Genomic DNA, 25652 nt, shown 5'->3' with positions numbered 1-25652 from the left:
TCAGAAGTACCCCTCGCGCTTCTTCTTTTCCATCGAACCGGCTTCATCGCGGTCGATCAACCGACCCTGCCGTTCGGAGGTGCGTGCCGTCAGCATCTCGCCAACGATGGCTTCAAGTGTGTCGGCGTCGGATTCGATGGCGCCGGTCAGCGGATAGCAGCCGAGCGTACGGAATCGCACCAACCTGTCCTCCACGACCTCGCCGGGCAGTAGCTTCATGCGATCATCATCCTTGAGGATCAGCATGCCATCGCGTTCGACAACCGGCCGCCGCTTGGCGAAATAGAGCGGCACGATCGGGATGTTTTCCTGCAGAATGTACTGCCAGATGTCGAGCTCGGTCCAGTTCGACAGCGGGAAGACGCGGATCGATTCACCCTGCGCGATACGTGTGTTGAAGATCTTCCACATTTCGGGCCGCTGGTTCTTCGGATCCCACACATGCTGGGCGTTGCGGAAAGAGAAGATGCGCTCCTTGGCGCGCGACTTTTCCTCGTCGCGACGGGCGCCGCCAAAGGCAGCGTCGAAGCCGTATTTGTCGAGCGCCTGGCGCAGCGCCACGGTTTTCATCACATGAGTGTGGGTGTTCGAGCCGTGATCGAACGGATTGATGTTGTCGCGCACGCCATCTTCGTTGACATGAACCAGAAGATCGAAACCCAGCTTCTTCGCCATCTGATCGCGAAATGCGATCATCTCGCGAAATTTCCAGGTGGTGTCGACGTGAAGAAACGGGAATGGCGGCTTGGCCGGATAGAACGCCTTCATCGCCAGATGCATCAGCACCGACGAATCCTTGCCGACGGAATAGAGCATGACCGGCTTGGTGAAGGCTGCCGCGACCTCGCGGAATATGTGAATGGACTCGGCTTCAAGCCGCTGCAGATGCGTAAGCGCTGGTATCATGAACCGTGAGCGTTCTCTCATGCCTTGCAACAGAAGATCCTGCGTCAAATCATCGAGCCTTTTGCGCCCGTTTCAAAGCTTCGCTTCTGGACAAGTGTTTCGTGCGGGCGTTCTAGCAGATCGTCGCGGCCCAGAACAATGCAAGACGAGCCCGACAGCCATTCGTTCGGGAATGAATTTTCCACGATTGCGCCAAAACCCGGAAATTTCTGCTTGGAGAGCTTCCAGCCGGGAAAAGGCTGGAAAAATATTGCCTGCGAGATCGCTGGGGATGCTGCAGGGTTAACCGGTGCCGACCGGGGGTTTCAGCGGCAATCGATCACGGCGTACTATCGAAACAGCGGCCCAGCCGCTATACGCTTAGAAAGGGCAAGATGCATTATCAATGGGCAATTTCGAGGTGAGCATGTTGGGTTTCACCGAACACGATGTGCCGCATAAATTTTCTCGAGAATAGCGGGTCCGAAAATTGAACCGGCTTTCATTCATAAGACAGCAAATCACGCCTTCGCGTATCAATGTCTACTTCTCCATTCTCTGCTTCTTTTCTCCCCCGGTCCTGGGATCGGCGGTCAGCTTCGTGTTCAATGGCGGCGGACTATGGTCCGTCCTGTTAATCGTCTTGAAGAGAAGGCACTTCAATGTCGACCGGGCGATGATGGCGCTAACGATCGCGATCTACGCCTATTGCGCAAGCAATGTCCTGGCGTCCATCGTCAACCACGCGATCGTCAAGGACGCACGGCATCTTGTCCCGCTGATCACCTTTCTGTTTTTTCCCATTTCCTATTCGACCTGGAGCACTACGCAAAAAACAACGCTCGTCCGCATCATTGTGCTGGCCAGCATGGCGGCTTGTTTCGGAGCGCTGCTGCTGGCGGTTTATCAGCAATATCGACTTGGCATGCGCGCCGAGGGCGGGGCGGGGAATGCGATCGTTTTTGCTGAGGTCCTCTGTCTTGCAGTGGTGATCTGCGTGGCCGCTGCCCTATCGGGTATAGAGAAATACAGGATCGCCCTCGCCTGCGCCGCACTCGGCGGAACGATCGCCATCATCTACTCCGGTACGCGCATCGTCTGGCTGGCACTGCTGATTGCCGGTGTCGCCGTTCTGTTGATCAACCAGCAGAAGCTAAGAGGGAGAGATGCCGTTCGCGTGCTTTTGCTGCTGGCCGCGATTGCGGTCGCTATCGCGTTTTTCGGGTTCCAGACGATAGCGGGGCGCGTCGCATTTCTGCACTCCGACTGGGATGCGCTGGCGGCCCATGGTGACCACACGACTGCTTTGGGACTACGTGTCGCGCTTTGGGATATCGGCCTGAAGGCATTTCATGAGATGCCATTGTTTGGACATGGGGTGGGTGCCACCCGGCTCTTGATCAAGCAGGGCTTTCAGGATCAGTTCGGGATGGATGCAGGTTTCAGTCATTTCCACAACGGCTTCCTGACCGCCTTGGTGCAAGCGGGAATCCTGGGTGCGGTGACGCTGGCGGCGATCTTTGTGGCTGCCGTCAGAAATGCAGCCCTGGTCCTTCGCGACAGCACCGATCCGATCGAACGGTTCGGCGCCACCATGATCGTCGCCGTCGTGATCACCTATCTGACTGCCGGCATGACGGGCATTCTGATCGGCCATGACATTCTGGACTCGGTCTTTATGGTCTTCCTGGTGTCGGGAACATATCTTGCCTGCGGGCGCCAGGCCGCGTTGGTGGAAAGGCAGGCCCCTCCACCAAGGGTGGGAGCCCAGGCGATGTCACCACCGAAAAGCCAAGCCGTTCCACTGGTGACGGAAGCCATTCCATCAGACCTGGCGCCTCCGCCAGCCGCCCGATAGCCGGTCCGGGCAAGACAATGAAGGTCCTGGTTACGGGCGCGACGGGTTTCATCGGCCGCCAGGTGGTCCATCGGTTTCGTGAGGCCGGTGTCGAACTTCGCCTTGCCTCCCGTCAGCCGGAGAGACTTGATGCCGGGCCCGACACGATGCAGATGCCGGGGTACGATGCACCTGCCGAGGCTTTCCTGGCGCTGACCAGGGATGTTACGGATGTCGTCCATAGCGCGGGTCTGAACAATGATCAGGGCAATGCCGCCGAAGCTGATTTTCGGGCAGCCAATGCGCAATTGAGCGCACGCCTGGCGCATGCCGCCGCCACGCAGGCAAGCGGACGGTTCATTCATCTTTCCTCGATCCGGGCCGTGATCGGCGCGCGTGCCAGCGCAACGATCGACGAAAACACGATCCCCGATCCACAAGACGCCTACGGGCGCTCGAAACGCGAAGCAGAAATTGCCGTGTTGGGCGCCTATGCCTCGAATGGCCGTGCCGACGCGGCCATATTGCGGCTGCCTCCAGTCTACGGGATCGGCATGAAAGGAAACCTGGCGACGCTGATGCGGCTCGCCGATACGGCTCTGCCGATGCCAACGGGCGCATTGACGGCGAACCGTTCGCTGCTGTCATCGCAATCCGCGGCACGGGCGGTGTGGCATCTGCTTTGCCATTCCGAGCCACTTCGTCCGATCTATCTCGCCAGCGACGAGCCGCCGGTGTCCGTCGCTGCCGTCATCGGTGCCTTTCGCCGCGGCTTGCGGAGGCCGACGCGCCTGATGACCGTGCCAGCTGGACCAATGCGGACGGTCGCCACACTGCTTGGCAAGCGGATGTTCTGGGACAGCCTGACGGCGACGCAGATATGCGACCCTTCGCTGCTTGCCTCGGAAGGCTGGGCGCCGGAAACCAACACGCTGGAGCGTCTGACCGAGATCGCGCGGCTCCGAAACCCCCGACGTCCTGTTTGATCCCGGCCCAAAGACAGGTTTCCGCTTCTGGAGCGGGGCTGCTCAGCCGCGATAAAGTGTTCCAAACAGGATCCGAAGGTCGAGCCAGAACGACGCGCTCCTGAGATAGGTGGCATCGGTTTCGGCCAGAAGTTGCGGGTTCGACATGTCGATGCCCCTGATCTGGGCCAAGCCTGTCATCCCGGGCAAAGCCTGCAAAACGCCCAGCCGGCTGCGGCATTCGATCAGTTCCGTCTGGGTCGGCAGGCAAGGACGCGGCCCGACCAGGCTCATTTCGCCGCGCAGGACATTCCAGAGCTGCGGCAACTCGTCGAGCTTGAATTTCCGCAAGCCCCTTCCAACCGATGTCACGGCGCTCACCGGGGTTTCATGCGAGGGCAAGGATGGCGTTCCCTGGTACATCGTCCGCAACTTGTGGCAGCGAAAAAGCACACCTTCGCGGCCAATCCGCGTTTGTGAAAAAATCACCGGACCGGGGGAGGATACTCGGACGGCAACAATGGCCAGCAATAGAATGGGAGAGGTTGCCACCAGCAGCACAGCCGCACCGGCGAGATCGAAGATTTTCTTGGCTGTCTTCATGTGGCCGATAGGGCTCCCTGCCAGGCTCTACGCGATGACCGCGAGCGATGCCCGTCAATCCGGCCGGCGTAGCATGAGGTCGCCTTCCTAACCAAGCGCGCGCGGTCCGCGATTTCAGATACGACCCAGGACAAAGGCGAGATAGAGCCCAAGGGTGCCGGCGAAAGTCTGTCGATAGACGCCGCTTTTGCGCAGGGCGCCCAGGCGTTGGAAAAGGGAACCTCGCCGACCGTTCGCGAACAGGTCGAGGCACGCCACCGCATCCTTCGTAAGGAGATCGCGATTGACGGCAAGGCCGGCAAGATTGAGATCGGTCCAGTCCGCGAACTGGCCCTTGAACAGGCGACCCAGCCGGGAGATCCGCGCCTGCCACGATGCATTGGCGCCGACCAGATTTGCCGCATGCTGGCGGTAGCGTACCAATGGCCGCGGATCGTAGCGGACGACCCCGCCGGCACCGGTGACGATCAGATAGGCCCACCAATCGTGACTGACGAAACCGGTGCGCGCGGAGGCCTTGGCCAACAGATCGCGCGCCGCGTGGTTGAGCAGCATGGTGTTGCCGCCGGCGATACTCTGCACCAGCGCATTGCGGAACGACGGCGGACGGCTAAACAGCGGCGAATGGCCGACCAGGCGTCCGGTTTCGGTCATGGTCGCGGTTCGCGAGCAGAACATCAGCGGAATGTCAGCATCAAATGCCTGCATCCAGCCAAGGGCGATTTCAAGCCTGTCGGGCTCCCAGACATCGTCCTGATCGCAGAAGGCGTAACAATCCGCGTCGATGCTCGGGTCCAGGATCATCGACCGGAAATTGGCGGCAAAGCCTTGCCGCGGCCCCTCCACCAGATTTATCCGACCTTTTGTCCAGCGGGGCTTCCAGGCGTCGATGACGGCAACCGTGCCATCGACGGAGCCGTCGTCGGATATCCAAAGGTCGATCAGAGGATGGGACTGCGCGAGCAGCGACTGCACCTGCTCGTCGATAAAGGCGGCGCCATCCTTCGTGCCCATCAGGACCGCAATGCGCAGATCTGTCTTACCCACTGATGTCAAACGCCTTGCCGCGCGAGGAAAAACCGCTGCGCACTTTTCCTGGAATTGCTTTAGCTCGCCTGCCCGGCCGTTTTCGGGACCGCGCCCTGCCGCGCGTTCGCCCTTGTCTTCGTCGCGCGGTCGAGATCGGCCAGGATGGTGAGCGAGGCTGCCTTGTCCTGGGCCTTCATGGATTGCTGCAGCGCCGCAAGTGCTGCCTGGACATCCGACCACAGTGCGACATCGGTGCTCAGGCCGAAGATCTTGGCAATGCTGAGCTCGACCAGTTCCTCGTCCTCGCCGTGCAGCGTCTCGTGGAGCTTTTCGCCCGGGCGGATGCCCGTGAAGCGGATTGGAATATCCGTATAGGGGTTTTTTCCCGCCATCCGGATCATCGTCTCGGCCACTTCGACGATCGGCACGGGCTTGCCCATGTCGAGCATGTAGACTGCGTAGTCCTGGCCGGACGGCCGCGAGGCGGCATCGGCCGCCGACATGATGACGAGATCGACGGCCTCGGCGACGGTCATGAAATAGCGCGTCATGCGCCGGTCGGTAATGGTGACCGGCCCGCCGGCCTCGATCTGCGCCTGGAATATGGTCGCCACCGAGCCATTGCTGCCGAAGACGTTGCCGAAGCGCACCGCGATGAACTTGGTGGCGGCGCGGCGGCCGCCCGGTTCGCCGGCCGGTGTCCCGTGCAGCGCGCTGACGATCTGTTCGGCGGTCCGCTTGGTCATGCCGAGCACGGATGTCGGATCGACGGCCTTGTCGCTCGAGACCATGACGAATTGCGCCACGCCGCATTTGGCGGCGACCTCGGCGCAGACAAGCGTGCCGAAGACATTGGTCTGGATGGCGGATTCCCAATTCTCCTCCAGCAGCGGGACATGCTTCAAGGCCGCGGCATGGAAGATGATGTCGGGTTTGAACTCCGTGACGACGCGCGTCATCTGGCGCCGGTCCGCGACATCGACGATGCGGACCTTGAGGCGATCATGATGCTTCTCGTCGATATACTGGCTCAACTGGAAGATGCCGAATTCGGAATTGTCGGCGACCAGCACGGCCTCGGCTCCAAGCTCCAGCGACCGCTTGACCAGCATTCGCCCGATGGAGCCGGCGCCTCCCGTGACGAGGACGCGCTTGCCGCCTACGAAGGCGCCAATGCGCTCGATGTCGGATGGCACAGTCGGACGGCGCAGGATCGTTTCCATCTCGACGGCATCGAGAACGAGCTTTCCCTCCTGGCCCAGCTGCGAAAGGCCGGCGAACTGCACGACCGCTATGTCGGCGTGACGCGCGACGCGGACCAGCTCCGAATATTCCTCGATCTCATGCTCGGCGCCGCTGCCGAAGATCAGCAGATCGAGGCTTTTGGTGCCGCTCGCATAATCCTCCAGGACATCGATCAAGCGCGGCCGGGTCGCCACCACCGGGACCCCTTGGATGCGCGTGCCGAGCGGTGCGCCATGCTCGGTGGCCATGATGCCCGCTATTGTATGGTCGGGAGGTTGCGCCGTGCGCGTGAAACGAATGATCAGGTCGGCCTCGCCGAGCCGGCCGACGAACAGGGCCTGCTTGGTGCGCGCCGTGTCGGCCTTGCCGCTGAGGACACCCCAGCTCGCGCCGTCACGCAGGAAGCGGTAGAACAGCCGGGGCGCCGAGATGATGGTGAAGGAGACGAGCAGGAAGACGATGAACTGGCGCTCGTTGAGCCCCGCGACAGGCTGGAAGGAACGCACGACCAGCGAAACGGCGTAGAGGACGAATGTCAGGATCGCGCAGCTCTTCAGGATGTTGAAGAAATCAGGCGTCGAGGCGAAGCGCCAGACCGTGGTGTAGAGGCCGCAATATCTGAACAGCAGATGGCTGATGACCACGATGCCGGCCCAGGTGACAAGGCCCTCCGTGGAGAGCCCCCCAAAGGAAAGATCCGACCGCGACAGGACAAGGCTGAGCGCCACGGCGACCAGGACCATGACCACGTCCTGGACCATGATGAAGGCGCGCCGAATCTGTGGCCTGAGCCCGAACACAGCTTCCAGGGAAGTATTCATTAGGCAGTACTAAACTCCAGGCTGTCGGCATGACCGCCAGCAAAGTGTCTGAGCACGAGAATCATTCGCGACCAGTCTCTGCCAAATGCCATCCGCGGCCCCCGCCGTCCTGTATCGCATACTGCGCGGTGCGAGGCATAGCTAGAGATTTTTGGCAACGAGTGAGTGAATACTACTTCGGCGTTCAAATCCGCACCAAAGTGGGCACTCCTGCGTTAGACAACTTCGCTTGTCGCAGCAGGGCAGCTGGATCCAACGACGCCCGTCTGCGTAGTTGGAAACAGGCCTGGAAATTTCCAAATTGCCGTAGACACCTAGTGCAGATACCGTCGACCAACCACTTGAATCAGAGGAAGGAGATCCATGGGCCGAGATTGGGACAACTGGAACGTAGCTGGAATCGCGGATGAAATCCAGACCATATGGCAGAATTCGCCGACCGAAGATGCTCATCGCCAAGAGCTAGTCGATATTGTCGTGCGCCATGTTGTGCCGCCTTTCGCAACATCCCTCCTGGAAGTTGGCTGCGGAACCGGCCTCATTTACGAGAAACTCGCCGGACGTTTACCGGAAGATACCAACTATACTGGCGTCGACTCATCGTGGAGAATGCTGGAGATCGCGAAAAGAAATTTTCCACAAGGCAATTTTCATTTTGGAGACGGCTATGAACTAACCTTTGAAGATCAAGAGTTCGACGTAGTCTTGTGCTTTGAGGTCCTTGGCCACATCCCCCAGATAGAAAAATTCGTAGCCGAATTGCTTCGTGTCACACGGAAAACATGCGTTTTTACCACTTGGCTCAGCGAGGGTATAGACATCGAAGAGAATTACGAAATTATCGGTGGCGTTCAATTTTTACACCAACGATATTCAGACAGCTTTATTCGGAAGACACTTCACACCGTGGGGCCGACGAGTCTGGCCAAAATTGAGTCCACGAACCTTCGCTCCGGGGGACTAGCTTACATAGTCACGCGCTTTCCCTGACAATTCTAAACGATTTAGCCGATTCGCCGCAGTGTCCTCGTTCGCACCTAAGCGTACGTTCCAGTCCCGTTGCCGAGTATGCACAGGCATCATTAACGCACGACGGCTACTCAAACTTGGCGAACGGAAAGCGCTTTAACCCGCCATAGAGAACCGCTGGCCGCACCACCTCATAAATGGTGACCGGCACGTCAGTTCCACGCACGAACACTCTGAGCAACCATCCCTCGTGGAGATCATACACAGGATTGGCCAACGAGAATTTTGTAGGGAGGCCCGATTCAATATCAATAACGGAGCGCGTTGCGGACGCCAATATCTGGCCTTCGCTTGAGACGATCTCGATGCCAATAAGACCTGCCGACGCTCGGACGAGCGGCTCAATGCCAAGGTGGACAGATGACAGGGACGAGAGCGCAAAATGGATGGTATATTCCCTGTAGGGGATATCCGAGAGATTCTCACTCAGACGCAGTTCGTCGCGTCTTGCTCTGCCGAAGTACTGGCGGCTGAACAAATCAAGTGGACTGAAAACGGGCGATATAACGTCCCACATCTTGCTTGATCGCCACTTAACAGCGCGCGCTAGCCTGAGCGGTCGCGAGAAATGCTGAGCTTCTACCTCCGAATGAAGCCTAGCTATTGTGGACGCTACAACGGGCTCGGTTCGGTCGGAGAGCATGTTAGATCGAGCTATGGATAGGTCGCTGACCGGGTCAATCGACTTCTCGGATACCCACGCCCTGAAAGCGCTCCCGTAAAGGTCCATCAACTCGGCACGAACATAGCTTGACCGCCCTAGAATACTTATCGTCTGGTGCGCACCGTGCAACATCTCCGCTCGCCGCTCGACTGAGTACCCCAAAAATTCCTTCACGGCATTTGCCAGTTCTTCGGGGGAGTTATCCTTGGCTATCAGCCCGTTGTAGCGATGTTTAATCACCTCAGACACACCACCAACACTCGGCGACACCACAGCGACGCCAGACGCCATGGCTTGAAGCATCGTTTGCGGCATGGATTCATCCAAGGCGGAAATGAGTAGAACGTCGCAGAACGCGTAAAAGCGCTCTGGGTCGGAAACGAACCCGTGGAAAATGACACGATCGTCAAGGCGTTGTTTTGCTACGTAGTCGCGGCATTCTTGCGCGTAGTCAGAGTGAAGGTCGTCGTAACCAATCACATGGACTGTGACGTCATACCCAGCTTTGTGAAGAAGTAGCGCAGCCTTTATGGCAGCAAGCTGGTTTTTGCGGGGCTGCAGCGTCCCCGATACAACTATCTGAAGTGAACGTTGTACGGCGAAGTTCCGACCCTTCCGTGGCAAGAAGAGCGAGAAATAAGCGTCGCCGACGGGACAGACGATGCGGCGTACAGATACCCCAGACGCCTTTCTCCACTTTTCTCCATGCGTTGTTGAAGAGCAATGAATTGCGTGTGCGAAAGCTCTCGTATTAGCTCCCTCATAATACTGATGAACACTGGCAACCACCGGAACATCCAGCTCCAATCCAAGCGCCATCATAGGCGGTTGCCAGGTGGCAAAATGAAGAAGACCTATATCGTGCTCGACTACCGTCCTTCCAATGCGTTGGGCAGCATCCATATCTGTCGGACGCCGTGGCCTTACTTTGGACCAGTCGAAGCTGTCCATCCCGTGCTCCCAACTCTCCTGCAACAGCGGGGAATTCTTGGTTGCTTCGCGCCAGAGACGGGCAAGCTCCGGGCCATATCTGTCGCTCTCCTGAACTAAGCCCACAACCCTAAACCCAAATGAGGACACCAAGGCAGCATGTCTTAGCAAATGAAGCGTTGCCCCTCCCAGGGCTGCTTCATGGAAAGCGAATAAAATTGCCTTGCCTTTCAAATGCGCATGAAGCTGCGTTGCGCCAAGAGCGCCGAAAAAGTCGTAATACTGTGCCTCTGTAGTAAATACCTCCTCTACGTATACTCGCGCCCCTTCCAATAGCTCTTCGCGCTGTTCTGTCTTGAGTTCCAACATATCTTCAATCGATTCTGCCCACTCCTTAGGATTATTTTTCACTTTAACAACGAGTGAATCTGGCAACCGGCTATAGGGCGCAACGTCACTCATCACGCTAACCGCGCCGGCAGCGACGGACTCCAACAATTTGACAGGACTCTTACTTTGCTCTGCGCGCGTCTTGCCCTCAAGAGGCGTGAGCGAAATATCGAAATATGTGCTGGTTAGATCCGCAAGATAGCTACTGTAGGAATGGGTAAAGGGCTTAAAATAGACATCGCACTCTAGGGGAGAGAAATCTTTCGGATCGATGCCCCAGAAATGAAATTCAACCTCGTTCTTATACTTAGACGCTATATACTGCAATCCTGGCCATATCTTCTTTATAATAACCCTACGAAAATTATTGCTAAAAATTGCAATTCTTACTCTTCCTGTTCGGCGATAATCTCGGCGTCTTACATACCTGTTCTGAATATTTGTTTGAAGGCGGATTGTATGACTGTTGTAATTTCTAAAATCTTCGATAATCTCGTCACTGTATCCAATCACAGCATCAGCTCGCGATATCTGCGCAACTATACTGCGGTATGCTGGCGTGCCTGGCGCGATCGAAGAATGTTCCGGCCCCACTTCATAGAAGTGGAGCATATTGTCATCCATCAGATAGGCGCAAGGAACTCCTGCAGGTTTTTGAGCCAATAGGCTTTCTGCTGGACCTATAGTACGATATAGAATTGCCACGTCGATGCCGGACACGTCGAAAGACGGAATATCCTTTTCTCTTACAAAGGTACTGGTAAACCCCCTCTGATTCTCAAGTTTTTCAAAATTCCTAATCGCGACATCAACAGAGGTACTGTAATCTGGCTTCAATACCAGTATTTTACGATGATCCATAGCACCAGCCGCCACTGTGCTCAGCTCTTCCCCGGCGCAGTAATCATTGAACTTGGCGACAAAAGGTAGTGCCTCATCTCTATAATATGATTTGATTTCTTCTTGTGAAAAACGATTGACCCAATGCTCGGCCGCGATCAAGTCGTATTGATCAATGTTGGAAGGCTTCAACTGATTATCTCGGGCAAGCTGAAGATATTTCGACGTTCGGGTGAAATTTGCCTGAACATCCCGTCCAAGCGAGTTCTCCATGTTGCCGCGAACGATAGAACAGGTCGCATCCACCCATTGGAAGGGAGCAGTCCTTCCGAAACGCAGCCAAAGGTCGTAATCTGAATATCGTCTAGCTGCCAAATGAGGGTCATACATGCCATGTCTCTCGAAAAGAGCCCCATGATGTATTACCGAGTTGTTTGCAATGTAATTGTTATGAAGGAGTAGACCGTAGTTGAAATCTTGGCCCAATACGCGCTGAAAGATTTCGCCTTCATCTGTGATCCGATAAGCGTCGCAGCTCCCATAGACAACGCTGGGCACGGATTGCCGCTCAAGCCATGCCATACGCACCTTTAAGCTATCCTCAGTCCAAAGATCATCATCGAATTGATAAGCGATGTATTGACCGCGACCGCGAAGCGCAGCTTGGTTCACGCGCATGGCCGGAAGCCCGCTGTTGTACTTATATGAATGAATAGCGATCCGAGAATCGGCAACCTGGTACTCGGTTAATATATCTGCCGTTCCATCGCGCGAGCCGTCATCCACTATGATCAGCTCGAAATCCCCGTAACTCTGCGAAAGGACGCTCTCAATCGAACGCTGCAAAGGACCGTGAGCACGCGCGAAAGTAGGAAGGATCACTGTCACCTTCGGCACAGATCGTCCTTTGTCACTGCGCCTTATGGAGAGATCGTGGCCACAATCGCCGAACTTCATATTACCTCCGCCTCCTCGTTGTAGACACCAGGCATCGCTCCTTGGCTGCGGTCACTGATCACCCCTGCGACATTTCATAACTGTTGATCACCTCTTCAGTTCCGCCATCCATAACAACGCCGCCCCTGTCAAGCCATATTGTCCTAGAGCAAAAACTCTTTATTAAATCAAAATTATGAGATGAAAATACTAGAATCTTCCCTTGCTCCATAAACTCAAACATTCTCTTTTTTGCTTTGTTTGCGAATCTAATGTCTCCGGCACCCATTACTTCATCTATCAGCAATATTTCAGGATTTATGCTTGTCGAAACTGCGAACGCCAGGCGAATAAACATGCCTGCAGAATATGTCCGAACCGGGTAGGATAGGAATTCGCCAAGCTCCGTAAAATCCTCAATCTCCGGGAGCTTCGTCTCGATCTCATCGGGCGTCATGCCGAGCAACAGTCCGCGAATCCGGATATTGTCGCGGCCGCTCTGATGCATCTCGAAACCCGTTGCGAACTCAAACATCGGGCAAATATGACCCTCCGTTTCCGCCACCCCGCTGGTGGGCATATAAATACCCGCCATGACCTTTAGAAGAGTGCTCTTGCCAGCCCCATTGAGCCCGATGAGTCCTACGCGCTCTCCCTGCGTGATGACAGTTGACACGCCCTTCAAAGCATCGACAGCGTAGGCGCCGGAAACCATCTTCCCATTGCGCCTCCGTGTGAGCCAGCCCATCAGGCCATCGCTATTCATATCTCCGGTAAAACGCACGCCGACGTTTTGTAGCCGTATGAAATTCTGGGTCAAAGGAGAAACACCACTTTTTTGTCCAATCGCGACGCCACGTACCACGCAATGCAATAGAGGACCAAAATATAGCCGCCTGCAAATTCATACGTATAGGTTGGCGCGAGGCTACCGTTTAAAATTGGATACCGAACAATTTCTATCAGATGATATAAAGGATTAGCCAAATAGATTAACTCTAGGCCATGCGCGTTGAGCACACTAACCGGGAAAACGATTGGAGTTAAATAAAATACGATCTGCAGAACACCAACTAATGCATGCGTTAGGTCACGAAACACAACCCCTAGGTAGGAAAAAACAGTCGTTTGTCCAAGTAACGCTAGATACAACATTGCTATGCCAGGAATAGACAAAATCCATCCATAAATGTCTAAAGTACCGAGCGCCAATTGTACCGACGCCAACGCCAGCAAACCCATTGCGAAATTCATGCTGGTGCTAACGAGTGCCCTTAATATATATATCTGCTTAGGGTATGAAAACTGCTTTATATAACCTTCGGCGTTGATGAAAACGGTACCAGCATCAACCACAGACGCGGAAATCAAGCCCCAGACAACAAAACCCAGCATCAGATATGGAAGGAAAGACCTCAGGTCCTGCCCAAACATAACCCCGTAGACGAAACCTATGGCGCCGACGTACATGCCTAAGTTGAGAAGGATCCATAGCGGGCCAATAAAGGATCGGCGGTAGCGCCGCTTGACATCTTGCATGCCGATGAAAAACCAGACGCGATGCAGCAGAAGGGAACGCATGGCATCTCGAAGCAGCCTGCTCTTGTCTACACTTGAATAGCTATGCTTCATGAGGCGCACCGGGTTGTCAGGTCATTTGAGTCACCGCCGTAGCGGGCAATTGCAAGGCCAAGCGGCAGCGCTCTTCGGCCTCCGCTTGGCGAGAAACTTTGCGACGCAAACGACGAGTTCACGTCCAGCCCATCAGACCGGCTACACATTTATGCAGCTACGTCGTCTGTCAAGAGCGAGGCGAGCACCAAAAGACAACTACCCTGTTCTCATGAGTATTCTTTTTAAGATACGTCTAAATACAAGCCTCACTCCACCCTCCTCGTAAGTTATCTCAAGATGAACCAGACGTCTTTGCACTTTTCGGCAGAAAAGTTTCCACTCGATACGTCTGCTATTAAAATCTTCTATTTTCCAATCATTAGATTTACTAAATTCCAAAAATAGGTTTGCCCACTGATACGATACTACCCTAATATCATATCTACATTTAACATCTTCGAAAGCATTATTTCTTATTTCTATCCTTTTTTTTGGCGATTCAATCAACGATGATATTGCTTTTATCCAAGACCCTACGTCATCGTCGACAATAATTCCGGTTTCTAGGTTTCTTACAACATTATTGTATGGAGTAATATTTGAATAAATTCCAGCGATACGAAACGCGCCATATTCGCGATATTTGTTGTCCGTCTTGCCGCGGTTTGCCTCGTGGTCGAGCAGCGGCGCCAACCCTATCGCCCAACTTCTCGAAGCTTGGAATTTTATATAGGCATTGTAGTCATTGATATGCGGGAAGAAGCGAACTCTTGCTCCAGTTTGAACTCCCGTTGGAAGAACACCTGCAAACTCGAATACCGTCTCTGGGAATCTCTCCAGGATCGGACGAATGAGGGGTGACACCAAGTTCAGATCATCGACACGTGACGGACTTCCCGCAAAGCCGATACGGATTTCATCGGTCGAAGACGGAGACACGCTCTCAATAAGTGAAAAATCGAAGGACGCTGGGAGCACTGTCACGCGGGTATTGAAATTTGATATGAATTTCGCCAATTCGAGCGAGTTCACAATGACGGTTTCGGCGTGGGAGACAGCAAACTCAAGCGACCTTCGTACCATCGGGTGCTGATAATAGGCTGCCAGAGGATTATCTCCGATAATTCGCCAGAAATTATCATCAATATAGTATATATATGGCCTATTGGCATCGACTAGTAATTGAGCCCACAACAGAACATGCGGGTCCGCACACCGTACAAACATAGGAATGACGCCCGGCGTAATATCGTGGACCTGAAGTTCGTTCAAGAATTTAGTTTTGTGGTCCACGCCGTACTCTCGGCACGCCTCCATAAGTTGCTCAACCAAATAGGTGGTGGCGATTCTGGCCTCTATAATCATCAAGATACGAGCCAATGCAGAACTCACAAGACGGCTTGGTTAAGCGACAGACACATCGGCGCTAAGTTGCACCTCGGGGTCATGACGCTCTATCCCGGTCAAAGCCCATGCGGATCAAGCCGCTAGAGCGGGTCTCTTCAACAAACCCCTTACTGGTGTAAAGGCGAATGGCCCTGGTGTTTTGCTCCATGACTTCAAGGAAGAGATAGGGGAGTTTCAGAAATTGCGTGCCGAAGCGGACGATCTGCGCACACGAGCGACTGATGTAGCCCTTGCCGGCCATCTCCGGGGCGACCAAAAATCTGCCGACTTCGGCGCTACCGGCGTTCTGATTAATGTTGTAAATGGCACACTGGCCGACAGGCTGTCCGCCAGCTTCGACCAGGAAGAAGAGGTCATCGTCCCTTTCGAAGTAGCTCTTGTACCACGCCAGATGCTGGTCAAACGCGAGCCGGTCCGATGTCTTGAACCAGACACGTGCGTCGTCTCGGTTGCGCCAGTCGAGGATTGTCTTGAGATCCCGCTCCTCTACGAGCCTCATGACAATGGTGCCGTCTCCAAAAGGGGCGATCTGCGGTTTCATTGGGCGTATCTGAGAACCAGTTCCGAAACCAGATCCACGTCCGCTTTGCTCATGCGAAGATGTAGCGGCAGCGAGATGATCTCTTTGCTTGCCGCCGACGCCCTCGGACACGTGCCTGCCGCAAAGGCGTACATCCGATAATCCGTATTGTCGCGATAGTGAACTCCGGGATAGATGCCGTGCTCATTGAGGGCAAGCATCAGATTGTCGCGGTTGTGGACCCGTATCTGTAGAAGGTGCTGGGCTGACTCACAGCCTCGCGCCGTCGGCACGACGCTGACATGGTTGTGCCCATCCAGATGCTGCCGGTACCAGGTGGCGAGCTGGCGCCGAAAGGAATTGTCGATATCGAGATATTTCAACTGGACAATGGCAATCGCCGCCATGATCGAGTTGCCGTGATACTTATGCCCGACCTCCTCGACGTCATACATCCATTTGTAAGCCCCCTGGGAGGCGGTGCGGGCATAGGTATCCTTGTTGATGCCCAACCAGGTGAGTTTGCGGACGCGCTCATCGTCCTCCGCTTCCTTGAAGCAAATCATTCCGGAATCGGCGGTTGGAAGATTTTTGACTGCCTGGAAACTGAACACCGATACATCGGCGTCACCTCCAATGTGCCTGCCGTCGACGCGGGTGCCTGACATGTGAGCAGCGTCGAGCACCAGCTTGATGTCGCGCGCGCGGCAAATCTCCAATACCTTCCGATATTGGCCAACGTTACCTCCCATGCCGACGAATATCAGCGCTTTTGTTTTGTCGGTGATCCGCTCGAGTACACTTTGCGGATCAAGGCAGAGAGACTCGTCAACATCGGCGAATACCGGCTTGAGGCCAGCATACAGAATGGCATGATTTGTCGACACGAATGTCAACGGCGTAGTGATGACTTCACTGTCATCATCCCATTCATATTTGGACTTGAACAACTGGAAAGCGAGATGAAGTCCAACCGTATTGGAATTCAGAAAATGGGCGTGCGAGAGACCCGTATAGTTCTTCCAGGCCGTCTCAAATTCGGCTGTCTTGAAGCCTAGCCCCGTCCACCCTTTTTCCAGGCACTCACGGATTTCCGCAAGACATTCTTCGATGCGGAAACTCGGTACGAATAATTGGACGCTCATGAAGACTCTCCGTGACGCTGGCGGTTCACACGTTGCTGGCGTGCCCCGTCTGACCGTTCAGGAGACGAGACACGATTTCTTTTGTCGATTGCTGCCATTCGGGCGCCGTCCAACCACAGGTCGCGGTGAACTTCGCCGTGGACAACCTTGAATTGGCAGGGCGGCGCGCCTTGGTCGGATAGTCTACTGTAGCAATGTCCCGTATCCGCGCCCAAGGGCCACCAACCTTCAGGCTTGTGTCCAGGATATGACGGGCAAAACCACTCCAATTGGTCTCGCCTGTTCCCACCAAATGGTACACACCGAAAGACGAGAAGCCCGTTCTGGGATGCAGCATCGCTGCCGCATGCAAGATTGCGTCAGCAATATCAAGCGCTGAAGTGGGATTTCCCCACTGGTCAGCCACTACGGCGATCTCGTCCCTGTCGACGGCAAGCTTCAGCATCGTCTTGACGAAATTCCGGCCGAACGGGCTGTATGCCCATGCGGTGCGCAGGATCAGATGACGCGGATTGGCGGCGGCCGCCGCCTGCTCGCCGGCAAGCTTGGAGGCCCCGTAGGTGTTGCGTGGCGCCGTCGGGTCGGTTTCGATATAGGCATCGGCCTTGGTTCCGTCGAAGACATAGTCGGTCGAAAGATGGATGACCGGCACGCCCAGCCGCGCCGCGGCCTCCGCCACCTTGCCGGCACCGGTCGCGTTCACCGCAAAGGCCAGATCGGGCTCCTCCTCGGCCTGGTCGACGGCGGTATAGGCGGCAGCGGATACGACGATATCGGGCTTGGCCGCCGCGATGACCTCGATGATGGTGTCGGGCCGTGCCAGGTCAAGCTCCGGGCGGCCGATGGCGACGACCTCCACGCCCGCGCGCGCCTGGCCGGCCGCGAGCAGGCTCGCAGCGACCTGGCCGTCGCGTCCGGTGACGAGGAGCCTCACGCGCCCACCTTGCGGGCTTCGCCCAGTCTTTCGCCGGCATAGCGCTGTTCGCGGATCGGTCCCCACCACCATTCGTTGTCGAGGAACCAGTCCACGGTCCTGGCAAGGCCGCTGTCGAAATTCTCCCTGGGCGTCCAGCCGAGGTCGCGGCTTATCTTGGTAGCGTCGATGGCGTAGCGGCGGTCGTGGCCGGGACGGTCGGTGACGAAGGAGATCAGCTCGCGATAGCGCCTGCCGCCGGCGCGCGGACGCCTGGTGTCGAGCAGGTCGCAGATAGTCTCGACGACGGCAAGATTGGTGCGTTCCGAATTGCCGCCGACATTGTAGCTCTCGCCCGGTTGCCCTTTCGTGGCGACTAGCTCCAGGGCACGCGCGTGATCCTCGACGAACAGCCAGTCGCGCACATTGGCGCCGGCGCCATAGACCGGCAGCGGCTTTTCGTCGAGCGCGTTGAGGATGACGAGCGGGATCAGCTTCTCGGGAAAATGATAGGGGCCGTAATTGTTCGAACAGTTGGAAAGCACGACCGGCAGCCCGTAGGTCTCGTGCCAGGCGCGCACCAGATGGTCCGAGGCCGCCTTCGAGGCGGAATAGGGCGAGGACGGCGCGTAGGGCGTCTCCTCGACGAACATGCCGCCGTCGAAAGGCAGGTCGCCGAACACCTCGTCGGTGGAGACGTGATGGAAGCGGAAGCGGCTTTTCCTGTCGTCGGACAGGCCACGCCAGTATTCCAGCGCAGCGTTGAGGATCTTGTAGGTGCCGACGATGTTGGTCTCGATGAAGGCGCCCGGTCCGTCGATCGAGCGGTCGACATGGCTCTCGGCGGCCAGGTTCATGACGATGTCGATATCGTGCCGGCGCAGAAGGTCGAGCACCGCCCTCTCGTCACAGATGTCGGCCTCGGCGAAGCTGTAATTATGGGCGTTCTCGATCGGCCGCAGCGAGGCCAGATTGCCCGCATAGGTCAGCTTGTCGAGATTGGTCACCCGGTAGGCCGGGTTGGCGCACAAATGCCTGCATACCGCCGAGCCGATGAAGCCGGCACCGCCCGTCACCAGAAAATTCATACTGCAGTCCTCACGCAAATACCCATCAGGCGAATACCTCGGCGACGTCGAGCAGCGGCGCCTTGAGATCCTTGTCCGAAAGCTGGAAGCCGCCGGCCAGCGACGGCCATTCGATGCCGATGGCAGGATCGTCAAAACGGATCGACCGGTCATGCTCGGGCGAATAGGTGTCGGTCACCTTGTACAGCACCTCGGTGTCGGGCACGAGCGTGACGAAGCCGTGCGCGAAGCCCTTCGGCACCAGGATCTGGTTGCCTTTTTGCGCTGACACCTCGAGAGCGACCCATTTTCCGAAGGTTTTCGAGGGGCGGCGGATGTCGACCGCGACATCGAGAATGCTGCCGCGGATCACCCGCAGCAGCTTGTCCTGGGCACGCGGCGCTAGCTGGTAGTGGAGCCCGCGCAGCACGCCCGCGGCGGCGGAATAGGAGTGGTTGTCCTGCACGAAAACCAGGTCGATGCCGGTCTGCGAAAAGCGCTTGGCATTGTAGGTTTCCATGAAGAAACCGCGCGCGTCGCCATGGCGTTTGGGAACGATTTCCAGCACCCCGTCGATGCCAAGGGATCTCACCTCCAGCATCTAGCCCTCCGAAAGATCGACGACACGCCGGCGCAGATAGGCGGCGTATTCGTTCTTTCCCAGGCGAACTGCACGCTGCAACACCTCGTCAGCGCTCAGCCAGCCTTGTTCGAAGGCGATTTCCTCCGGACAGGCGACCTTGATGCCCTGGCGGTGTTCGATCGTGCGCACGAAGGAAGAGGCTTCATGTAGGCTGTCATGCGTGCCGGTGTCGAGCCAGGCATAGCCGCGTCCCAGCCGGTGAACATGGAGCTGCCCGCGCTCGAGATAGACATTGTTGACCGCTGTGATCTCGATCTCGCCCCGGGTCGAAGGGCGGATGGTCGGAGCGATGTCGACGACGTCATTGTCGTAGAAATAGAGACCCGTGACGGCCCAGTTGGACTTGGGGCTTTGTGGCTTTTCCTCGATCGTCAGCGCGGTCCCGGTCGCCTTGTCGAAGGACACCACGCCATAGCGTTCGGGATCCTCGACATGGTAGGCGAACACCGAAGCGCCTGTCTGGCGCGATGCCGCCGCGCGGCAAAGCTGCGACAGCCCGTCGCCAAAATAGATGTTGTCGCCCAGGATCATCGACACGCTGTCCTTGCCGATGAAATCGCGGCCGATGATGAAGGCTTCCGCGAGACCATTGGGCTGAGGTTGCCCGGCGTAAGACAGCGTCAGCCCGAAGTCCGACCCGTCGCCGAGCAAGTCACGGAAAGCCGGTAGATCACGCGGCGTCGAAATGACCAGGATCTCTCTTATTCCCGCGAGCATCAAAACGCTCAGCGGATAATAGATCATCGGCTTGTCGTAGATGGGAAGAATTTGCTTAGAGACTGCTAATGTTAGTGGATAGAGACGCGTTCCACTGCCCCCAGCAAGGATAATTCCTTTCAAGAAGCTCTCCTCGACATGCCAAAGCCCCCCGGCCCTGAGTGCCTGTGCTTAGGTTTCATGCATTGCCTTGTCAATGCGGCACACAACAAACGCATTGGCCACGTTGGATACCAGCCATCGACAGCGCCCTCCACTTCGGCCGAACCCGCCTGATCCCATCTTGGGAAGGCGGAGGCCATGACCACTGATCGCACTTTCGGCCTTGTCGAGGACCGGCAGCGGCCATTTGCGTAGGCGTTCCAGCATTTAGCCCACAGCCATGATTACATGTGCCTGAATTTTAGAGGCAACTTCGCCACTGCCATGCCTGTCGGCAATGGCGGATGCCGCGTAATCGGTTGCCGCGTCCAGCCTTCCAGCCTCCCTGGCCTCGATTTCGTTGCGAAGAATGGTGCCCTGACAATAAGCGACGGCCGGAAGGCGCGGCGAAGATGCGCGGCTTTGTTCGGCTCTCGTCTCGATCGCGACATCGGAAAAACCCGCTGACTCCAGATCGCGACGGATCAGCACCTTATCGTGGTAGCCGTGCGGCGTGCGTGCCAGAAAGCGCGGGGGATCATCGGGAAAAATCCGCGCCAGCGCATTGGTCACGTCATCCGCGAACACATTCTCCTCGATGCGATCCCATACGTTGAACAACAACCGTCCTCCCGGTTTCAGCACCCGCCTGGCTTCTTCGTAGGCGGAGGTGCGGTTTGGAAAGAACATCGCACCGAACTGACAACACACGAGGTCGAAGGTGGCATCCTCGAACGGCAGCGCCATCGCATCCGCCTGGCGCCATTCAATGCGGCTATCGGGAGTTTGTCGCGAGGCAGCGTAGTCGAGCATCGGCTGGTTCAGGTCGGTCACAACATAGCTTGCGTCCAGAGACAATCTTGGCGCCAATGCGCGGGTGACGACGCCGGTGCCCGCGGCGATTTCCAGGACCGCTCCGGGCGATAGAGCGGCGGCTCGTTGCGCGATATCTACGGCGAACGGCTCGAATATCAAAGGCACCATGTAGCGGTCGTAGTTTTCCGGAATCGAGCCCGCGAACAGCTTGTCCGTTTCCAATTGGCAATCCCCACCGTCTAATGACTGCGGAGACTAGCACATATTTTTGTTCCTGTTCCTTTTCGACTGAGAGCCGGCCTCTGCGTGGTCAAGGGCTCGTTCAACGCCGCCCAAAATAATCCTGGTACCACTCGACGAACCGCCCTACCCCCTCGGTGACGGAGGTGCGGGGGCGATAGCCGACCGCCGCCTGCAGCGCCGAAGTGTCGGCGAAAGTGTCGGGCACGTCGCCGGCCTGCAGCGGCAGCAGCTCGATCACCGCCTTGCGGCCGAGCGCGTTTTCCAGCGCCTCGACATAGGCGGTCAGCTTCACCGGGTTGTTGTTGCCGATGTTGAAGATGCGCCAGGGCGCGCTGCTGGTCGCCGGATCCGGACGGCCGGAATCCCAGGCCGGGTTGGCCGCGGCGGGGCTGTCGCTGGCACGGATCACGCCCTCGGCGATGTCCTCGACATAGGTGAAGTCGCGCGTGTGGTTGCCGTTGTTGAACAGCTTGATCGGCTCACCGGCCAGGATGCTCCTGGTGAACAGGAACAGCGCCATGTCAGGGCGTCCCCAGGGGCCGTACACGGTGAAGAAGCGCAGCCCCGTGGTCGGCAGGCCGAACAGGTGGCTGTAGCTGTGCGCCATCAGTTCGTTGGCACGCTTGGTGGCGGCGTAGAACTGCAGTGGATGGTCGGCCGGACGATGCTCGGAAAACGGCATGTCGGTGTTGGCGCCGTAGACGCTCGAGGTGCTGGCATAGGTCAGGTGCCCGACACGGCTGCCGCGGCAGGCCTCGAGCATGTTGGTGTAGGCGATGATGTTGCTCTCGACATAGGCACGCGGGTTTTCCAGGCTGTAGCGCACGCCGGCCTGGGCGGCGAGATGGATCACCCGGTCGAAGGCATGGTCGGCAAAGCAGCCGTCGACCACGCCCCTGTCGGCGAGATCGCCATGGATGAAATGATAGCCGGCATTGGTCTTGCGGCTCGCCTCGTCCAGGAGCCGCAGCCGCGCCTGCTTGATTTGCGGGTCGTAGTAATCGTTGATGCTGTCGATGCCGACAACCTCGTCACCGCGCTCCAGGAGCCGCCTGGCGACATGATAGCCTATGAAGCCGGCAGCGCCGGTGACCAGTACCTTCATCAGAAGCGCCCGTCCGTGACATGACTGGGGAACAGGCCCGAGTTCATCGCAGGCCAAGCTCCGTCCCCGGAGTGATTCGGGTCCGATGCTCTCAAAATCACGAGCGCTTCAGCAGCGACCAGACGGCCGGCACGAGGCTGGCTGCGAGCGAAACCTTGATGAGGTCGCCGACGATGAATGGCACCACGCCGAACTGCCAGGACTTTTCGGGACCAATGAGCAGCGCCAGCCAGGCGAAACCCATCGCCATCATTACTACTTCGGCAACGAGCATGGCGTTGAAAAGCTTGATTGGATGACGGTCCCAGCCGCGGTCGGCGGCCCAGCCGACGATCGCCGCCGTGACCACGAAGCCGGCGAGATAGCCGCCGGTCGAGCCGAGCATGTAGGCAATGCCGAAGCCTTTTTCCGGCGTGCCCTGGAAGACCGGGAAGCCCATGGCACCTTCCGCAATGTAGAGCAGCAGGGTGGCGACGCCGAGCCGCATGCCGAAGGCGGCGGCGATCAGCAGGACGGCAAGCGTCTGCATCGAGAGGTCGACAGGCCCAAGCATCACCTTGGTCTTGGCCGAAAGCGTCAAGAGCAGCGTCCCGGCGATCGCCAGCAAAAACTGCGTTGCCAGTCGCGAGGCACCTTCCTGCGGCAAGGCCAGGAAAACAAGCGGGCGTGTCGTCGTTGCGGTTGTCATGGTCTTCCCCAATCCAATCTTGCCGCGAACCAGAAATCGCGGTCTTGCATTTTCCTATATTGGCTTGCGTGCTATGCGGCAATCTGTTTTGCCGTTCCGGGAACAAAGCGCCGACATGGCTCTCAAATTCGATATCAGCTTCGACCCTGCTTACGGCCGAGGTGTAAGGGTGGCCCCCGACGTGCAACGCGTCACGGCCCCTAATCCCAGTCCCTTCACTTTCCACGGCACCAACAGCTACGTCGTGGGCCACGATACGCTGGCGGTGATCGATCCGGGGCCCGATGACGAAGCGCATCTTCAGAACTTGCTCGACGTGATAGCGGGCCGGCCGGTGAGCCACATTTTCGTCAGCCACACGCATCGCGACCATTCTCCGCTGGCGGCCCGGTTGAAGGAGCGCACCGGCGCCCAAGTGCTGGCGGAGGGACCGCACCGGCCGGCGAGGCCCTTGCACATTGGCGAAACCAATGCGCTCGACGCCAGCGCCGACACCGCTTTCATTCCCGACATCGCCTTGCCGGACGGCGAGCTGGTCAGCGGCGACGGCTGGGCGATCCGGACCGTCCTGACGCCCGGCCATACCGCCAACCATGCGGCATTCGCGCTGGAAGGCACCGGCATCCTGTTTTCAGCCGATCACGTCATGGGCTGGGCAACCTCGATCGTCGCGCCGCCGGACGGGGCAATGGCCGACTACATGGCATCGCTGGACAGGCTCATCGCGCGCGATGACAGCCTGCTTCTGCCTGGGCATGGCGGGGCGGTGACCAACCCGCGCGCTGTCATGCGCGGGTTGAAGACGCATCGCAAGATGCGCGAGCGTGCGATATTGGAGCGGGTCAGAGCCGGCGACCGGACCATTCCCGACATGGTCAAGGCAATCTATCGCGACACCGATCCCCGGCTACATGGCGCCGCCGGACTTTCAGTGCTTGCACATCTCGAGGACCTGGTGGCGCGTGGTCTGGTCAGGACCGATGGTGCCCCGGCCATCAATGGTATCTTCACCCATGCCGCGTAGGACGCTCAGATATCGACCGAACTTGGTCGATTGTTGTCTCGCCGGTTAATACCGCACCTATTTCTTCCTTTATTCGAAAAGGACGACTCGGGATTGTTCCCTTGCAAAGGCGCTTTTGACCTGGAATCCTTCTTTGCAGCCGTTCTCGAAAATTCACTTCTAGCATCCGCTGCCGTTCTGTTTTGCTCATGCGCGAAACATCCTGCGCGCTCATTTCACGGTGGACCGGTACCGGTAATGCAACAATGAACGCGATATCGTTGGCCGCCGGCACGGTTTCATCGTGATCGGGATCATAGGCCCGCTCATGAAGCGGCGGCCGGTGGTCAAAATGGATCCCGACAAAGATCGCATCAAGCGGTGTTCCGTCCGGGGCCTTCCCTCGTTGATTGACGATCACCTGGAGTTTCACGGCCAATGGGATTGACTTTCGCCAGCCTTTAGGCGGGCGCAAAACTTCATCGCGGGATGCGTTCGGCAGCTTAGTTGCCATTGGCCATCTCCACCGGCTGCTTCGATGCCGCTGTCTCGATGGCCTCGAACTGGCGTTTGAGATCCAGCCCAGCATTCTTGTCGTGGACAAAAAATTGTCGAAACGCGATGCGCTGCTGGTCCCGCCATGTGAGCAATTCGCCCAGTTTCTTGTCGTTGTAGGATCGAATAAATTCACTAACCCGGTCGTGGAAGGCGCTGATGGGAACAGCGGATAGACCGTCGCCGTCCCACATATCGATCAGGATGGTGCCGCGCGGTTGCATGCGTTCCAGCAAACGCGACTTTTTGGCTTCGTCCGCGACCTCCGAAGGAGTCAAATCTGAAACCCTGGCGCGATCCAATTCGTCTTCGGAGTAGACGTTTGCCAGATCATCGGGCCAACCTGCCCTGAGAGCTGCTGCTTCCGCGCATTTGATGATCTGCCCGCGCGGGCGAGCCGGCCAAGGTGTGCGGGTATCAAGGTAAGTCTCGCCGTCATCGCGATGGCGGATAGGTGCGATTTCATCCCACCAAACCTGGCCCATAATGCGATGCCATCGCCCCTTCGTATACCGAAACGGCGTGACGATACAATCCACAATCCCGTGCGGGTTGGAGCGAGGGTTCTTTGCTTCCTCGCTGAACGTCATTCGCGCCGCTCTCGAATCCGGTCGATATGTCCCAGTCCTATCAGCGATGGCTCGCAACCCGGCAATCGTCGTGACGATGACAAACTGACGCTTTTTCGAGCTCTGCTCATTCAGGACAAAGGCACAAATCTGCCGCCTGAAGGGATTGAGACCCAATGCCCGGCTTGTTTCGATGAACTGATCGAACTCACGCCGGCTCAACCCGCGATTCATGTCCCAGACAAGATCCAGCTGCGCAGGGGTAAGATCGTATTTTTGAAAGCTTAATGTTGTTGGCGGAAACAGATCCGGCCGAGAAGGCATGTTCATTG

Annotated in this window: 23 protein-coding genes; 4 read left to right on the top strand and 19 right to left on the bottom strand. The window is 57.3% G+C overall.

From position 1 onward, the window contains the following. The gene (cysD, locus tag FJ543_RS28025) at positions 1 to 906 is read right to left on the bottom strand and encodes a sulfate adenylyltransferase subunit CysD (RefSeq protein WP_015318702.1); all 906 of its coding nucleotides are present in this window, start codon (positions 904 to 906) and stop codon (positions 1 to 3) included. Positions 907 to 1375: 469 nt separating this feature from the next. Here cysD and FJ543_RS28020 point away from each other — a divergent pair, with 469 nt between their 5' ends. Both FJ543_RS28020 and FJ543_RS28015 read left to right on the top strand, forming a co-directional pair. Continuing rightward, positions 1376 to 2743 carry an O-antigen ligase gene (locus FJ543_RS28020; RefSeq protein ID WP_140878446.1) on the top strand — a complete coding sequence of 456 codons (1368 nt, stop codon included), beginning with the start codon at positions 1376 to 1378 and terminating at the stop codon, positions 2741 to 2743. A gap of 17 nt (positions 2744 to 2760) precedes the next feature. Then, a complete protein-coding gene (locus tag FJ543_RS28015; protein WP_140878444.1) occupies positions 2761 to 3708 on the top strand; it encodes an NAD-dependent epimerase/dehydratase family protein in 948 nt (315 codons plus the stop codon). A 42-nt stretch (positions 3709 to 3750) separates the two neighbouring features. Here FJ543_RS28015 and FJ543_RS28010 read toward each other — a convergent pair whose 3' ends face one another. The 3 genes from FJ543_RS28010 to FJ543_RS28000 form a co-directional block, all read right to left on the bottom strand. Beyond that, entirely contained in the window at positions 3751 to 4290 is a 540-nt protein-coding gene (locus FJ543_RS28010; RefSeq protein WP_140878442.1) for a sugar transferase, read from the bottom strand. A 114-nt stretch (positions 4291 to 4404) separates the two neighbouring features. After that, complete coding sequence (locus FJ543_RS28005) at positions 4405 to 5337, bottom strand: glycosyltransferase family 2 protein (RefSeq protein ID WP_140878440.1); 933 nt, start codon at positions 5335 to 5337, stop codon at positions 4405 to 4407. Between the two features lie 59 nt (positions 5338 to 5396). Beyond that, positions 5397 to 7385 (bottom strand): nucleoside-diphosphate sugar epimerase/dehydratase, encoded by a 1989-nt coding sequence (locus FJ543_RS28000; RefSeq protein ID WP_181174100.1) that lies wholly within the window; start codon positions 7383 to 7385, stop codon positions 5397 to 5399. A gap of 363 nt (positions 7386 to 7748) precedes the next feature. Between FJ543_RS28000 and FJ543_RS27995 the strand changes: the two genes are divergently transcribed. Further along, positions 7749 to 8375: a class I SAM-dependent methyltransferase gene (locus FJ543_RS27995; RefSeq protein ID WP_140878438.1), complete on the top strand. Its 627-nt coding sequence runs from the start codon at positions 7749 to 7751 to the stop codon at positions 8373 to 8375. A gap of 106 nt (positions 8376 to 8481) precedes the next feature. On the opposite strand, the gene FJ543_RS27990 is transcribed toward FJ543_RS27995, so the two are convergent. From FJ543_RS27990 to FJ543_RS27930, 13 genes are all read right to left on the bottom strand, one after another. Further along, complete coding sequence (locus FJ543_RS27990; protein ID WP_140878436.1) at positions 8482 to 12195, bottom strand: glycosyltransferase; 3714 nt, start codon at positions 12193 to 12195, stop codon at positions 8482 to 8484. A 58-nt stretch (positions 12196 to 12253) separates the two neighbouring features. After that, on the bottom strand, positions 12254 to 12994 hold the full coding sequence (locus tag FJ543_RS27985) for an ABC transporter ATP-binding protein (RefSeq protein ID WP_140878434.1): 741 nt from the start codon (positions 12992 to 12994) through the stop codon (positions 12254 to 12256). Then, on the bottom strand, positions 12991 to 13755 hold the full coding sequence (locus FJ543_RS27980) for an ABC transporter permease (protein ID WP_246678892.1): 765 nt from the start codon (positions 13753 to 13755) through the stop codon (positions 12991 to 12993). The genes FJ543_RS27985 and FJ543_RS27980 overlap by 4 nt, the downstream gene beginning before the upstream one ends. A gap of 249 nt (positions 13756 to 14004) precedes the next feature. Beyond that, the gene (locus tag FJ543_RS27975; protein WP_246678891.1) at positions 14005 to 15168 is read right to left on the bottom strand and encodes a glycosyltransferase family 1 protein; all 1164 of its coding nucleotides are present in this window, start codon (positions 15166 to 15168) and stop codon (positions 14005 to 14007) included. A 64-nt stretch (positions 15169 to 15232) separates the two neighbouring features. Further along, positions 15233 to 15736: a GNAT family N-acetyltransferase gene (locus FJ543_RS27970; protein WP_140878430.1), complete on the bottom strand. Its 504-nt coding sequence runs from the start codon at positions 15734 to 15736 to the stop codon at positions 15233 to 15235. Next, positions 15733 to 16860: a DegT/DnrJ/EryC1/StrS family aminotransferase gene (locus FJ543_RS27965; RefSeq protein WP_140878428.1), complete on the bottom strand. Its 1128-nt coding sequence runs from the start codon at positions 16858 to 16860 to the stop codon at positions 15733 to 15735. Before FJ543_RS27965 ends, FJ543_RS27970 begins: the two co-directional genes overlap by 4 nt. Positions 16861 to 16885: 25 nt before the next feature. Continuing rightward, a complete protein-coding gene (gene rfbD / locus FJ543_RS27960; protein ID WP_140878426.1) occupies positions 16886 to 17794 on the bottom strand; it encodes a dTDP-4-dehydrorhamnose reductase in 909 nt (302 codons plus the stop codon). Continuing rightward, positions 17791 to 18861, bottom strand: a complete 1071-nt coding sequence (rfbB, locus tag FJ543_RS27955; RefSeq protein ID WP_140878424.1) for a dTDP-glucose 4,6-dehydratase — start codon at positions 18859 to 18861, stop codon at positions 17791 to 17793. The genes rfbD and rfbB overlap by 4 nt, the downstream gene beginning before the upstream one ends. A 25-nt stretch (positions 18862 to 18886) precedes the next feature. Beyond that, entirely contained in the window at positions 18887 to 19441 is a 555-nt protein-coding gene (gene rfbC, locus FJ543_RS27950) for a dTDP-4-dehydrorhamnose 3,5-epimerase (RefSeq protein ID WP_140878422.1), read from the bottom strand. Further along, on the bottom strand, positions 19442 to 20323 hold the full coding sequence (gene rfbA, locus FJ543_RS27945; protein WP_140878420.1) for a glucose-1-phosphate thymidylyltransferase RfbA: 882 nt from the start codon (positions 20321 to 20323) through the stop codon (positions 19442 to 19444). A 246-nt stretch (positions 20324 to 20569) separates the two neighbouring features. Beyond that, on the bottom strand, positions 20570 to 21325 hold the full coding sequence (locus FJ543_RS27940; protein WP_140878555.1) for a class I SAM-dependent methyltransferase: 756 nt from the start codon (positions 21323 to 21325) through the stop codon (positions 20570 to 20572). A gap of 154 nt (positions 21326 to 21479) precedes the next feature. Continuing rightward, positions 21480 to 22505 (bottom strand): NAD-dependent epimerase, encoded by a 1026-nt coding sequence (locus FJ543_RS27935; protein WP_140878418.1) that lies wholly within the window; start codon positions 22503 to 22505, stop codon positions 21480 to 21482. A 97-nt stretch (positions 22506 to 22602) separates the two neighbouring features. After that, on the bottom strand, positions 22603 to 23193 hold the full coding sequence (locus FJ543_RS27930) for a biotin transporter BioY (protein WP_140878416.1): 591 nt from the start codon (positions 23191 to 23193) through the stop codon (positions 22603 to 22605). A 115-nt stretch (positions 23194 to 23308) separates the two neighbouring features. Here FJ543_RS27930 and FJ543_RS27925 point away from each other — a divergent pair, with 115 nt between their 5' ends. Beyond that, entirely contained in the window at positions 23309 to 24217 is a 909-nt protein-coding gene (locus FJ543_RS27925) for an MBL fold metallo-hydrolase (protein WP_140878414.1), read from the top strand. Here the strand turns inward: FJ543_RS27925 and FJ543_RS27920 are convergent. Both FJ543_RS27920 and bet read right to left on the bottom strand, forming a co-directional pair. Further along, on the bottom strand, positions 24201 to 24710 hold the full coding sequence (locus FJ543_RS27920; protein ID WP_140878412.1) for a hypothetical protein: 510 nt from the start codon (positions 24708 to 24710) through the stop codon (positions 24201 to 24203). The genes FJ543_RS27925 and FJ543_RS27920 overlap by 17 nt on opposite strands. Then, on the bottom strand, positions 24700 to 25650 hold the full coding sequence (gene bet / locus FJ543_RS27915) for a phage recombination protein Bet (protein WP_140878410.1): 951 nt from the start codon (positions 25648 to 25650) through the stop codon (positions 24700 to 24702). The genes FJ543_RS27920 and bet overlap by 11 nt, the downstream gene beginning before the upstream one ends. Between the last annotated feature and the right edge of the window lie 2 nt (positions 25651 to 25652).

This window comes from Mesorhizobium sp. B2-5-7, assembly GCF_006440875.1.
Lineage (GTDB): Bacteria > Pseudomonadota > Alphaproteobacteria > Rhizobiales > Rhizobiaceae > Mesorhizobium > Mesorhizobium australicum.
This window is presented reverse-complemented; position numbering and strand designations above follow the sequence as displayed.

Coding starts and splice junctions, on each gene's coding strand:
- cysD (WP_015318702.1), bottom strand. CDS start 906: ATGATACCAGCGCTTACGCATCTGCAGCGGCTTGAAGCCGAGTCCATT.
- FJ543_RS28015 (WP_140878444.1), top strand. CDS start 2,761: ATGAAGGTCCTGGTTACGGGCGCGACGGGTTTCATCGGCCGCCAGGTG.
- FJ543_RS28010 (WP_140878442.1), bottom strand. CDS start 4,290: ATGAAGACAGCCAAGAAAATCTTCGATCTCGCCGGTGCGGCTGTGCTG.
- FJ543_RS28000 (WP_181174100.1), bottom strand. CDS start 7,385: ATGAATACTTCCCTGGAAGCTGTGTTCGGGCTCAGGCCACAGATTCGG.
- FJ543_RS27995 (WP_140878438.1), top strand. CDS start 7,749: ATGGGCCGAGATTGGGACAACTGGAACGTAGCTGGAATCGCGGATGAA.
- FJ543_RS27990 (WP_140878436.1), bottom strand. CDS start 12,195: ATGAAGTTCGGCGATTGTGGCCACGATCTCTCCATAAGGCGCAGTGAC.
- FJ543_RS27980 (WP_246678892.1), bottom strand. CDS start 13,755: ATGCGTTCCCTTCTGCTGCATCGCGTCTGGTTTTTCATCGGCATGCAA.
- FJ543_RS27970 (WP_140878430.1), bottom strand. CDS start 15,736: ATGAAACCGCAGATCGCCCCTTTTGGAGACGGCACCATTGTCATGAGG.
- FJ543_RS27965 (WP_140878428.1), bottom strand. CDS start 16,860: ATGAGCGTCCAATTATTCGTACCGAGTTTCCGCATCGAAGAATGTCTT.
- rfbB (WP_140878424.1), bottom strand. CDS start 18,861: ATGAATTTTCTGGTGACGGGCGGTGCCGGCTTCATCGGCTCGGCGGTA.
- rfbC (WP_140878422.1), bottom strand. CDS start 19,441: ATGCTGGAGGTGAGATCCCTTGGCATCGACGGGGTGCTGGAAATCGTT.
- FJ543_RS27940 (WP_140878555.1), bottom strand. CDS start 21,325: ATGGTGCCTTTGATATTCGAGCCGTTCGCCGTAGATATCGCGCAACGA.
- FJ543_RS27935 (WP_140878418.1), bottom strand. CDS start 22,505: ATGAAGGTACTGGTCACCGGCGCTGCCGGCTTCATAGGCTATCATGTC.
- FJ543_RS27930 (WP_140878416.1), bottom strand. CDS start 23,193: ATGACAACCGCAACGACGACACGCCCGCTTGTTTTCCTGGCCTTGCCG.
- FJ543_RS27925 (WP_140878414.1), top strand. CDS start 23,309: ATGGCTCTCAAATTCGATATCAGCTTCGACCCTGCTTACGGCCGAGGT.
- FJ543_RS27920 (WP_140878412.1), bottom strand. CDS start 24,710: ATGGCAACTAAGCTGCCGAACGCATCCCGCGATGAAGTTTTGCGCCCG.
- bet (WP_140878410.1), bottom strand. CDS start 25,650: ATGAACATGCCTTCTCGGCCGGATCTGTTTCCGCCAACAACATTAAGC.